The organism is Mycobacterium attenuatum, assembly GCF_900566085.1.
Classification (GTDB): Bacteria; Actinomycetota; Actinomycetes; order Mycobacteriales; family Mycobacteriaceae; genus Mycobacterium; species Mycobacterium attenuatum.
Window position 1 is genome coordinate 37,599 of sequence record NZ_UPHT01000110.1, and the last position, 11,599, is coordinate 49,197.

An 11,599-nucleotide genomic window follows, 5' to 3' on the forward strand; every position below is an offset into this window, starting at 1 on the left:
CGATCGGCTAAGTAATGATTCCCGCCCGCTCGGACAGCCGCAGAAGCGGGCCCCCCGGCGGTCAAGAGCCGCGCCGGCCGGCCCGGTGGACGTGTCAGCTGGGTTGCCCGCTCAGGTGATCCGCAACAGTGTCTCGATCGCCACCGCTGCGCCGCCGGCCACGGCAGTGGTCGTCAGAGCCACCCAGTCGACCAGTTTGGGTCGGGCCGGATAGGCCGACAACTGGCCGGTGCCGCCACGGGCGGTGATGGCATCGCCCATCTCATCGGCTCGCCGCAGGGTCACGGTGATGGCGGCAGCCAACAAATCGATCACTTCGGTCCGGCGCCGCTGCCGGCGGGCCTTGCGGCCGCGCGGTATGCGCTTGGGCCGCAGCCGCCGGGCTGCGTAGAGCACCTGGAATTCGTCGATGAGCATCGGGAAGGCGCGAAGCGCGAGCGCCAAGGTGACCGCCCACTCGTCGACCGGGATCCGCAGCAGTCGCAGTGGGCGGCCCAAAGTTGCCAGGGCGGGCCCGATTTCGGCGACGTTGGTAGTCCAGGAAACCATTGCACCCAACGCGAGCAGCACGATGGACAGCGCGGTGATCCGCAGGAAATTCAATGCTCCGCCCAGTTCAAGCTCCACTCCGGCCACCGCGATCGACGGGGCGCCGCCGGCCAGCGCAGCCGTAATGCCCCCGATGGCGAGCACGACCCATAACCAGCGAGGCACCGATGGCACCGCACCGCGTGGGATATGGGCGAGCCTGGCCGCCGTGAGCACCAGCGCCGCCATCAGCCCGATGGCTACCCAGCCTGGATAGAACGTCAGCAGTACCGAAATACCGAACACCACAAGCAGTTTCGTGCCGGCCCACAATTCGTGGATGATCGAGCTGCCCGGTACGGGAACCAGCAGGACAACCGGTCGCGTGGGGCGCCGGACTCCGCGTCCTGCCGTGTCGGATGTGTTGGCTGCGGACAGCGTCATGACATGCTCCCGGTCCCGCCGGCGGCCGTCGTCGACGCCGGTTCCACGGCGCCGTTGCGCAGATGCAGCGTCCGCGGGCAAAGCTCTTCCATCCCGGCGAAATCATGGGAAATGACCACCACCGTGAGGTCCTGCTTGCGGCGCAGGTCTTCGAGTAGCCGCAGCAAACCGCGCTGGCTGGCGGCATCCAAACCCGCCAGCGGCTCGTCGAGAATCAGCGCCCGCGGTGAACATGCCAGCAGCCCGGCCAGCACCACGCGGCGCATTTGCCCACCGCTGAGCTGATCGATGCTGCGCTTGGCCAGCGCGGGATCCAGCCCTACGACGCTCAGCGCCGCAGCCACGCGGTCCTGATCGCGGGCCGAAAAGCCCGCCGCGGAGGCGACTTCCAGGTCGACGCGGCTGCGCATCAGCTGCAGCCGGGCCGCTTGGAATGACAACGCCACGGCACCGACCTGCTCGTGGGTGGGCCGGCCATCCAGCAGGCAAGACCCGGCGGTGGGAACCGTCAGCCCGGCCATGATCCACGCCAGCGTGGACTTGCCCGAGCCGTTGCCGCCGTGGATCAGCACTCCGTCGCCCTGCTCCACCACGAAGCTGATCCCTCGCAACGCGGTCTTGGCCCACGGTGTGCCCGTCGCATATTCGTGTCCGACGTTGATCAGTTCCAGCGCCGGCCGGTGGGCCCCGTGGCCCACCGCGACGGCCGGCGACGGAACGTCTGCCGTCTCGACCATGTCGGCGTTGTCGGGTGAGTCGCTGAGATTGATGGTCCGGTCGGCCGAATCGGCCTCGTTGTTGTAGTGCGTGATGTGTACCAGCGCGGTGCGGTGGCGTTTCGTCAGGCCGGACAGCACACCCAGCAGCGCGTCGCGGCCCTGCTGGTCCACCATCGTGGTGACCTCGTCGGCAATCAGCAGCGCCGGTTCTCTAGCCAGCGCCGCCGCCAGCGCAAGCCGCTGCAGCTCACCACCGGACAGGCTTCCGGTGTCGCGTTCGGCCAGCCCGTCCAGGCCGACCTCGGCGAGCAGCCGGCCGACGTCGATGCGGGTGCCCGGCGGCAGGCCCCACACCACGTCGTCGGCGACCCGGGTGCCCAGGACCTGGCTTTCCGGATGCTGCAAAACCACCGCCGTGCCGCCAAGCTTGCCCAAGCCCACCGCGCCCGGACGTGCCACCGTGCCTGATGTCGGCGGCCGCCCGGCGAGAACCAGCATCAACGTGGTCTTGCCCGAACCGTTTGCGCCGGTGATCGCCACATGTTCGCCGACCCGGACTTCCAGGCTGACCTCGCGCAGCGCGTCTTGGCCGGCACCGGGATAGCGGAAGCGCACGTTGTCCAATCGCACCGGAACCGGCCCGATCGGCGCCGTGTGATCACCGGCCGCAGCGTCGAGCTTGTGCACGTCGGGAATTCCGCGCATCCGATCCAGCAGCCGGGACAGCGCCCACCAACCGATCAGTGACACGATCATGATCCCGAGCGTGAAGTAGCCCAGCAACACCCACGGCCAGTACTGCAGCCCGGCGGCGAAGTATCGCTTCAGGTCGGCGGCGGCGCCCTGCAGATGGATCCGGGTCATGAAGGAAGCCAAGCCGTCCACGTTTGCGGTCATCACGTCGAAAATCAGACGGCGCAAGCGGGCCAGAGCCGCCAACATACCGACCATGGCCGCGCCGAAGACCAGCCCGGCGATCAGCGACGACACGATCACCGTCGGTGTGCCCCGGCCCCGGCGCTTGACGATTCCGGTAAGCCCGCCAATGTAGGCGCTGTGGACCACCCCCATGAAGCCGCCCATTCCGGCGATCAAGAAGGCGATCACGCCGGCGGCAACGGTCGCGGCAACCAGCACGCGCAGCCGGAAGCGGTAGGCCAGCAGCCCGGTGGGCACCGTGCCGAGCAGTGCGAGTCCCGCAGCGAACGGAACGATGACCGAAATGATCGCGGTGACCGCGCACAGCGCGGCCATCACCGATGCCTGGGCCAGCTCTACCGGTTGCAACGGCCCCCGTCGATGTCGCGGAAGTCGCGAAGCAACAGGGGCCGGCACGGTCACCTCACCGATTCTGCCAGGTGACGCCGCATGCGGCGGCAGCACACAACCATCCGCCGGATTGGGTTGCCAGCACCCACGATTGGTCTCACATAGCAAAGCTATGCAACGATGGGAACATGAGTTCCTCCGCCGCCACCAACCCCGCCGGGACCGTGATACCCGATCACGGCCTCGGCGCAGATTTGCTGGGCGTGGTCGCGCGACTCAACCGGCTGGCTACCCAACGCATCCAGATGCCGCTGCCCTCGGCTCAGGCCCGGCTGCTGGCAACCATCGAAGCCAAGGGCGAAGCCCGCATCGGCGACCTGGCCGCGGTCGACCACTGTTCCCAGCCCACGATGACCACGCAGGTGCGCCGCCTCGAAGAGGCCGGACTGGTGACCCGCACGGTCGACCCCGGCGATGCCCGCGCGGTGCGCATTCGCATCACGGCTGACGGGCAGCGCACTCTGGCCGCGGTGCGGGCCGACCGTGCGGCGGCGATCGAGCCGCAACTGGCCCGGCTGGAACCGGCGGATCGGCAGGTCCTGGCGCAGGCCGTCGAGGTGCTGCGCCAGCTTCTCGACAATGCGGCGGCCACGCCGAGCCGCAACACTCTGTGACATTGCGGTGCATCCTGGATAAGTAGACCCGCCCGCCGGGTACCCAGTCAGATATTGATCGTCGCCGCGGTGACGACATTCGGTGACGAAAGGTGGCGGCCGCAACGTGATACCGAACGCCCCGCCGTTGACCGTGTGGTTCGGGCCGATGCGATACGTCTTCGCCCCGGGCCGCGACGTGCTGGTGGGGCGCGGGACGCAGTGTGACATCCGCCTGGACCGCCCCGGTCCGGTCGACCGGCCCGCCCCGGACGTGGTGCTACGGTTCCTGGACAGCCATTGGGTGGCCATGGACGGCAGCGGCAACGGCATTTTTGCTGACGGCGCCCGGCTGTCGGCGGTCGACATCCGCGACGGGCAGACGATCGCGATCGGTGATCCTCGCAGCGGACCCCGGCTAACCTTCCAGCTCGCCGCTCTCACGGGTCCAGCTATGGCGGTTGGGCCGCCCGACCACAAAGTTCCGCCGCATCCGCCGCCGACGGGTCCGGCCGCGGCCACCGGCCAGTGGCGCAAAGCCGCGAAACCCACCGAGCAAGCCACACAGCGGATCCCGGCCACCTCGATCACACGTCCCGCCCAGCCCCTAGCGCACCGCATCGTCGCGGAGTCGGCCACCCAGCGAATCCGAGCAGCTTCGACAGTGGACAGAACCACCAAACCCATCGGATTGACACCGCAGGGAACGCCGCCCGCGACGGAGGCCGGGCACCCGCCACCGGTTGATCAGCACCCGCCACCGGTTGATCGGCCCGCGCCACCGGGTGATCGGCCCGCGGGCCGCGGCCTGGTCGAGCGGATGACCGGCGCCACCCGAAAGCTGCGCGCCGCTCGACCCGACACCGGCCCACGGGAGGGCTCAGAGGAGGAGGGGCCGACAACCAGCCGGCTGCCGCTGAAACCGGGTGCGCGCACCCTCGGCGTGGCGGCATATCGACTGGGACTGACCGTCGACGAGCGCGAACTGCTTTCTGATATCTCGTTCACCGCCCGCCCAGGCTCGTTGATGGCGGTCATCGGGCCGGCGGAAAGCCGCAACACCGCCTTGATCCAGCTGCTGGCCGGCTTGCGACCGCTCGGTTCGGGAGTGCTGACCGTGGACGGTCACGACGTGCAGGCCGAACCGAAATGGGGAAGATCGCGCATCGGGGTGGTGCCGCGCGAGGATGCTGTGCACGGCTGCCTCACGGTCGACAAGGCCCTGGATTACGCCGCAGAGCTGCGGCTGCCGCCCGATACCACCCCTGAAACGCGCGAGCGGGTGGTGAACCATGTTCTCGAGGAACTCGAACTGACGCCGCATCGCAAGACCAGGGTGACCAAACTTGCGCCCGACGTACGTCGCTGTGCGTCGATGGCTACCGAACTGGTCTCCAGGCCCTCGCTGCTGGTCGTCGACGAACCGAGCGCGGGGCTGAATTCGGCGCAGGAGAGCCACGTCATGGCGATGCTGCGCCGACAAGCCGACCTCGGTTGCGTCGTCGTGTTGGCCACTACGTCGCTTGCCCACCTGAACATGTGCGACCAGGTGTTGCTGCTCACCCCGGCCGGCAGCTTGGCTTTCGCCGGGCCGCCGGTGCAGCTGGAACCGGCGATGGGAACCACCGACTGGCCGGCGGTGTTCGCACGAGTCGGCGCCGATCCCGGCGGCGCGCATCAGGCGTTCCTCAATCAGCAACAGGCAGCTGGTTCAGTACCGCAGGCGCCGCCCGCGGTGGCAGCGCCGGGGCGGCCGCCCGCCGAACTCAATGCCGATCAGCAGCTGTGGCTGGCGATTCGTCGCCAGGCGCGTCTGCTGTTCGCCAGGCGCCTGTCCTTCCTCTTGCTGGTGCTGCTGCCGTTGCTCCTGGGTGGCTTGACGCTGCTGATTCCCGGGGACTCCGGGTTCGACCGCGCCGGCCGGTTGGCGTCCAACCAGCACGAAGCCACCGAGATCCTGGCCGCGCTGAACCTGGCCGCAGTGCTGATGGGCACCGTGCTGACGGTCGGTGACCTGGTCGGTGAGCGCCGAACCTTGCGGCGCGAGCAGGCTGTGGGGTTGTCGACGCTGGCCTATCTGGTTGCCAAGGTCATCGTGTTCGGCCTGGTGGCAGCCATCCAGGCCGCCGTCCTCACCGCCGTCGTCGTCGCCATCAAAGGTCCACCCGTCCATGAGGCGGTCCTGCTGCGCAACCCCACGGTGGAGCTCTACGTGAGTGTGGCAGCCACGGCCGTCGTCTCGATGATCGTCGGCCTGGCGCTGTCCACGCTGGGCAGATCGAAGCGGGAGGTGCTGCCGCTGGCGGTGCCGGTGATGTTGGGGTCCGCGCTCTTCGGCGGCGGGCTGCTGCCGCTGGTGGGCAGATGGGGATTCGACCAGATCTCCTGGCTGATCCCGGCCCACTGGGGCTTTGCCGCCGCTGCCGCCACCGTTGACCTGCGCCGGGTCGACCCGCTGGCGGCCCACAACGGGGTGTGGACGCACTACACGGGCTGGTGGGCCTTCGACATGGCCATGCTGATCATCCTGGGCGCGTGGTGGGCCGGGTTCGTGTTGTTCCGGCTACGGCCGTCGCCCGGCCGCGGCATGAGTACCCGACCATGACATCGTGGGCGGCTCACATCACCGCCGCGATCAGCAATCCCACCAGATAGGTGGCGGCGACGGCGGCCGCGCCGAAGATCAGTTGCCGCGTCGCCGCCCACCACATCGCTTTGCGAGTGAACCGGGCGGTCAGCCCGCCCGCGACCAGCAGCCCAGCCCCACCACATGCCAGCCCGGCGACCAGCGACCCGAAGCCGAGCAGGTAAGGGATCAGCGGAAGCAGTGCACCGATGGCGAACATGGCGAACGACGATCCGGCTGCTACCCGTGCCGACGGCTTGGCGGCCGGATCGACGCCGATCTCGCGTACCAGGTGAAAGTTGACCGCCTGGTTCTCGTCGCGGTGGATTTCCTCGGTGGCGATCTCCGCGGTTTCGGCGGTCAGGCCCAGTTCCCGCAACATCGCAACCAATTCGGCTCGTTCGTCGTGCGGGCGCGTGCGCAGGGCGCGGCGCTCGAGATGGACCTCGGAGTCGATCTGCTCGTTGGCCGTGGTCACCGACGTGTATTCGCCCAGCGCCATGGAGAATGCGCCGGCCAGCAGCCCGGCAACACCGCTGACCATGGTGGCGTGGACGCTTTCGGCCGCGGCCACACCGGCGATCAGGCTGGTGTTGCTGACCAGGCCGTCCATCGCGCCGAACGCGGCTGCGCGCAGCCAGCCGCCGCTGACGTCGGAGTGCGAGTGCCCGACGTCGAAGGCCGGTTCGCCGGATCGGCCCGATTCGCCTTGGTGCCCGGGTTCTGGATTCGCCATTGCGCCATCTAAACCCACCGGCGCGAAACGGCGTATGCGCCTTCTGTATTCGGACCTCATTCGGATCCGGTGCGGATGCGCGTGCGGTCGGCGTTCCCAGACCCTGATTGACCGGGCTACGGTTCGGGTATGGCGCCGGACATGACGAACCCTGCCGACACTGCCCAACATCTGCGCAACGCCCTCGACGGGCGCTTCCGAGACGTGAAGAACGACATGCGCAAGAAGCTGAACCTGGAGATCTTCCGCCCGCACTACACGCCCAATACCGTCATCGCCCGTGCCAAGGTGGCCGAGCAGATGCAGTTGCTGGCCGCCGCGGGCGCCGCCGAAGACAGCTTCCGCAAGGAGCACGGCGGCACCGGCAACGTGGGTGCGGCGATCACGATGATCGAGATGCTGGCCATGTCGGATCTGTCCCTGATGGTCAAGGCCGGAGTGCAGTGGGGCCTGTTCGGCGGTGCCGTCGAAAACCTGGGCACCCAGCGCCATCACGAGGAGTACGTCCCCAAGATCATCAATCTCGACATCCGCGGGTGCTTCGCGATGACTGAGACGGGACACGGCAGCGACGTGCAGTCGCTGGAGACCACCGCCACCTACGACGCCGCGACCGAAGAGTTCGTCATCGACTCGCCCACCCCGACGGCGCGCAAGGACTACATCGGGGGCGCGGCCGAAACCGCCCGCCTGGCAGCGGTTTTCGCGCAGCTGATCACCACCGAGAACGGCGAGCAGGTCAATCACGGGGTGCATTGCTTGCTGGTCCCGATCCGCGACGACGAGGGCAACGATCTGCCCGGTGTGACGACGTCGGACTGCCACTACAAGGGCGGCCTGCCCGGCGTCGACAACGGCCGCATCATGTTCGACCACGTCCGGGTCCCGCGGGTCAATCTGCTGAACAAGTACGGCGACGTCGCGCCCGACGGCACGTACAGCTCGCCGATCGACAACGCCAGCCGCCGCTTCTTCACCATGATCGGGACGCTGATCCGCGGCCGGGTGACGGTCGGCGGCAGCGCGGCCGCGGCCGCACGCGTCGCGTTGGACATCGCCACCCGATATGCGTTGCAGCGCAAGCAATTCAGCGCCCCTGACGACGACGACAGCGAAGTCCTGATCATGGACTACCTGGTACACCAGCGGCGGTTGTTCCCGCTGATCGCACGGTCTTATGCGCTGCAGTTCGCCCAGAACGAGCTGGTGTCGAGGTGCCATGACCTGCAAACCGCGGACGACCCGGACGCCGAGGAGCAACGGGAGCTGGAAGCCCGGGCGGCCGGGCTCAAGGCAGCCAACACCTGGCACGCCAGCCGAGCCATCCAGGAGGCTCGGGAGGCCTGCGGCGGAGCCGGCTACATGGCCGAAAACCGGCTGATCGCCCTGCGCGCGGACACCGACGTGTTCACCACGTTCGAGGGCGACAACCACGTACTGACCCAGCTGGTGGCCAAGGAGCTGCTGACCGCCTACGCCGACGACATCCGCAGCATGAGCCCGGTGGAATGGGTGCGCTTCGCCGCCAACACCGTCGGTCAGCGCGTGATGAAGCGCACCGCGGCCGAGACCATCATTCAAACGGTTGTGGACGCCCGTCAGGACAACGAGGAAGAGGGCAGCCTGTTCAACCGCGGCACCCAGCTCAAGATGTTCGAAGACCGCGAGGAGTATCTGCTGTCCTCCGTCGCGCGCCGGCTACAGAGCAAGTCCAACGAGATGTCGGCGTTCGACGCGTTCAACGCGGTCCAGGATCACGTTCTGCACGCGGCGCAGGCGCACATCGACCGGGTGGTGCTCGAGGCGTTCGTCGCCGGGATCGAATCGTGCCCCGACCGCGACGCCCGCGAACTGCTCGCGACGGTATGCGACCTGTACGCCTTGTCGGTGATCGAGGAGGATAAGGCCTGGTATATCGAGCACCGGTTCTTGTCGACCGAACGGGCCAAGGCGGTTACCCGCGGCATCAACGACCGGTGCCGGGTACTGCGACCGCACGTCCGCACATTGGTGGACGGCTTCGGTATCCCCGAACCCTTGCGCTACGCCGAGATGCTGCATCCGGAGAACCTGCCCGACTGACTTCAGCGACCGACCAGTTCGACCGCCACCGGCTGCGCGACGAGCTCGACAGCGGCCGGCTGCAGCACCGGAAGGTGCACCACTGGCCGGCGAACGTATACCTTCCAGGTCAGGGCGGCCGCACCGGCGTAGAACACCATGAAGATCCAGAACGCGTCGGTCGCCGCGCCGGTGGCCACGTAGGATTCGCGCAGCGCCAGGTTGATTCCGACCCCTCCGAACGCGCCCAAGGACGCCACCAGCCCGATGGCCACCCCGGAGATCAGCCTCGACCAGTCCCGGCGCTCGGCCTCGCTAAGATCCGAGCCGAGATGCAGCTCGCGGCTGCATGCCTCGAAAATCGTCGGGATCATCTTGTAGACGGATCCGTTGCCCAAACCGGACAGGATGAACAACGCGATGAAGCAGACGAAGTAACCGGCCAGGGTGGCTCCGCGCATGGGGCCGGCGTGTCGGCCTTCCAGACTGCCGGCGCCGATCAGCAGCCCGGCAACCAGCGCCATCGCCACAAAGACGGCCAGGGTGAGGCGGCTGCCACCCAGCCGGTCGGCCAGCCGGCCGCCGTAGACGCGCGCCAGCGCCGCCAGCAGGGGTCCCAGGAACGCCAGTTCGGCGGCATGCAATGCCGCCTGGCCGGTGCCTTGTCCGGCGGCCACGAAGTTGGTCTGCAGCACCTGCCCGAACGCGAATGAAAATCCGATGAAGGAACCGAAGGTGCCGAGGTACAGCAGTGCCAGCAACCAGGTGTCGCGGGTGGACAGGACCGTGGAGATGATCGGGCGCAGCCGGTTGGCCTTGACCCGGTGTTGCTCGACGTTGTTCATGAACAGCGTGACCCCGATGGTGCCGCCGATCAGCAGCACCGCGTAGAACCCGCAAACCAGGTACGGCTTGGCGTCCCCGAACACGGCGATGATCAACAGTCCGACCAACTGGATGGTCGGCACCCCGAGATTTCCCACTCCGCCGGCAATTCCCAGCGCCGAACCTTTCAGCCGGTGTGGGTAGAACGCGTTGGCGTTACTCATCGACGCCGCGAAATTACCGCCGCCCAGCCCGGTCAGTGCGGCGCAAACCAGGTACGGCCACAACGGCAGCCCCGGATGAGTCAACAGCACCAACGTGCCGATGGTGGGCACCAACAGCGCGGTCACCGAGAAAATCGCCCAGTTCCGACCGCCGAAGATCGTTGTGGCCAGCGAGTAGGGCAGCCGCGTGCACGCCCCCACCAGCGTTGCGACGGTGTCGAGCATGAACTTGTCGCCGGCGGAGAAGCCGTAGACGCTCTGCGGCATGAACAACACCAGCACCGGCCACAGCGTCCACACCGAGTAACCCAGATGTACGGTGACCACCGACCAGAACAGATTGCGCCGGGCTATGACCTTGTTGCCGGCTTCCCATGCCGCGACATCCTCGGCATCCCAATGCGAAATATGCCGCGAGGCACTCCTGCGCCGTGTGGAAGTGTTCGAATTGTACTGAGCCTGGCCGGGATTGCTCAGCGAATTTTCGCGTTGCAGCAGCATCTGCTGTTCCATCACTCTCCTTAGACCCGGCCACGTCATTTCCCACGGGGAAACAACAACGAACTTCCAGAGTGCCAAACTCGAAGTCACGCGGCACCTCGTGAGCAGCCTGAATGTGCTGAAGAACAGCTGAAGAACTGCTGTAGGCACAACCGCCACCGGCTGGTGTCATTGCTGGAACCGACTGTGCGCCAATGCTATTGGTAGCTCTTGTGTTGCCGGGAGTCGCTATGTGTGTGGTATCTGGCCCAGCGCTGTGAGTTTGCCGTCGGGTCCGATCTGAAATCGCACCGTGCCCATACCGTTAGGACAGCATTCGGGTTCGCTGCCGACTCGCCACCGGTACTGGACCGTCACCGTGTCATCACCGGGCGCCAGCACCGTTATATAGGGCCGCGGATCCGGCGTCGGCGAGCCCAACGCGGTGTTGTGGTCGAAGAACAGCAACTGCTGCGGAGTCGACTCGGAGGCGATGGTGGGGATGATCTGCACCCAGTACAGACGGCATTTCCTGGTGTGCCCCCGGGCGATTTCCACCCAGGCGGAACCCGGCACCTGGACGGGGACAGCGGCAATGGAGTGTCGCACCGTGTCGGCTGTCGGCCCGTCGGACGGCTTGCAGGTATCCGGCGGCGGTGACGGTGGCGACGATTTCCCCACGCAACCCGCCGCCCCGGCAATTCCGGCGATCCCGAGCATCACACCCAACCACGGACGAATCACCGTCGGCCGACCACGCAACACCTGGCGAGCTTACCGAAATCTGTGCGATACCAGCTAAATCTCTGTGGCCGAACCGCGCGAGATCTGCCACCTAGCGCATCCGTGACGGATAGCGGAGCTGGGCGAAAACTGTGAACCTTCCCCACGTTTCGTCACAACTGCGCCGATGGCGCCGCTACGGGCATCACCGCAGGTCACTCGCGGGTAATCTGACCACGAGAGCACCGGTCGATGACGACCTGGGATGAGCGGGTCGCCCCGAGTGCCCGGGCGACGGGCTCACCGGATTC

Annotated in this window: 8 protein-coding genes; 3 read left to right on the forward strand and 5 right to left on the reverse strand. The window is 67.2% G+C overall.

Annotated elements, in window-relative coordinates; all coding sequences use genetic code 11:
- Positions 1-111: 111 nt before the first annotated feature.
- Positions 112-972, reverse strand: a complete 861-nt coding sequence (locus EET13_RS18415; protein WP_122443632.1) for an energy-coupling factor transporter transmembrane component T family protein — start codon at positions 970-972, stop codon at positions 112-114.
- Positions 969-3,032, reverse strand: a complete 2,064-nt coding sequence (locus EET13_RS18420; protein ID WP_211189095.1) for an ATP-binding cassette domain-containing protein — start codon at positions 3,030-3,032, stop codon at positions 969-971. Before EET13_RS18420 ends, EET13_RS18415 begins: the two co-directional genes overlap by 4 nt.
- A 116-nt stretch (positions 3,033-3,148) precedes the next feature.
- On the opposite strand from EET13_RS18420, the gene EET13_RS18425 reads away from it, so the two are divergent.
- Both EET13_RS18425 and EET13_RS18430 read left to right on the forward strand, forming a co-directional pair.
- On the forward strand, positions 3,149-3,634 hold the full coding sequence (locus tag EET13_RS18425) for a MarR family winged helix-turn-helix transcriptional regulator (RefSeq protein ID WP_122443634.1): 486 nt from the start codon (positions 3,149-3,151) through the stop codon (positions 3,632-3,634).
- Between the two features lie 148 nt (positions 3,635-3,782).
- The gene (locus EET13_RS18430; RefSeq protein WP_122443651.1) at positions 3,783-6,218 is read left to right on the forward strand and encodes an ABC transporter permease; all 2,436 of its coding nucleotides are present in this window, start codon (positions 3,783-3,785) and stop codon (positions 6,216-6,218) included.
- A gap of 13 nt (positions 6,219-6,231) precedes the next feature.
- Here the strand turns inward: EET13_RS18430 and EET13_RS18435 are convergent, their stop codons facing one another.
- The gene (locus EET13_RS18435; RefSeq protein ID WP_168990827.1) at positions 6,232-6,975 is read right to left on the reverse strand and encodes a VIT1/CCC1 transporter family protein; all 744 of its coding nucleotides are present in this window, start codon (positions 6,973-6,975) and stop codon (positions 6,232-6,234) included.
- Positions 6,976-7,104: 129 nt separating this feature from the next.
- On the opposite strand from EET13_RS18435, the gene EET13_RS18440 reads away from it, so the two are divergent.
- Positions 7,105-9,057 (forward strand): acyl-CoA dehydrogenase family protein, encoded by a 1,953-nt coding sequence (locus tag EET13_RS18440; protein ID WP_122443636.1) that lies wholly within the window; start codon positions 7,105-7,107, stop codon positions 9,055-9,057.
- A gap of 2 nt (positions 9,058-9,059) precedes the next feature.
- Here EET13_RS18440 and EET13_RS18445 read toward each other — a convergent pair whose 3' ends face one another.
- Both EET13_RS18445 and EET13_RS18450 read right to left on the reverse strand, forming a co-directional pair.
- Entirely contained in the window at positions 9,060-10,598 is a 1,539-nt protein-coding gene (locus EET13_RS18445; protein ID WP_122443637.1) for a nitrate/nitrite transporter, read from the reverse strand.
- 216 nt (positions 10,599-10,814) lie between these two features.
- On the reverse strand, positions 10,815-11,285 hold the full coding sequence (locus EET13_RS18450) for an LppP/LprE family lipoprotein (RefSeq protein ID WP_122443652.1): 471 nt from the start codon (positions 11,283-11,285) through the stop codon (positions 10,815-10,817).
- Positions 11,286-11,599 lie beyond the last annotated feature (314 nt).

What these genes read in the sequence shown, in the direction of transcription:
- EET13_RS18415 (WP_122443632.1), bottom strand. Translation starts at nt 972, where the DNA reads ATGACGCTGTCCGCAGCCAACACATCCGACACGGCAGGACGCGGAGTC.
- EET13_RS18440 (WP_122443636.1), top strand. Translation starts at nt 7,105, where the DNA reads ATGGCGCCGGACATGACGAACCCTGCCGACACTGCCCAACATCTGCGC.
- EET13_RS18425 (WP_122443634.1), top strand. Translation starts at nt 3,149, where the DNA reads ATGAGTTCCTCCGCCGCCACCAACCCCGCCGGGACCGTGATACCCGAT.
- EET13_RS18435 (WP_168990827.1), bottom strand. Translation starts at nt 6,975, where the DNA reads ATGGCGAATCCAGAACCCGGGCACCAAGGCGAATCGGGCCGATCCGGC.
- EET13_RS18430 (WP_122443651.1), top strand. Translation starts at nt 3,783, where the DNA reads ATGCGATACGTCTTCGCCCCGGGCCGCGACGTGCTGGTGGGGCGCGGG.
- EET13_RS18445 (WP_122443637.1), bottom strand. Translation starts at nt 10,598, where the DNA reads ATGGAACAGCAGATGCTGCTGCAACGCGAAAATTCGCTGAGCAATCCC.
- EET13_RS18450 (WP_122443652.1), bottom strand. Translation starts at nt 11,285, where the DNA reads ATGCTCGGGATCGCCGGAATTGCCGGGGCGGCGGGTTGCGTGGGGAAA.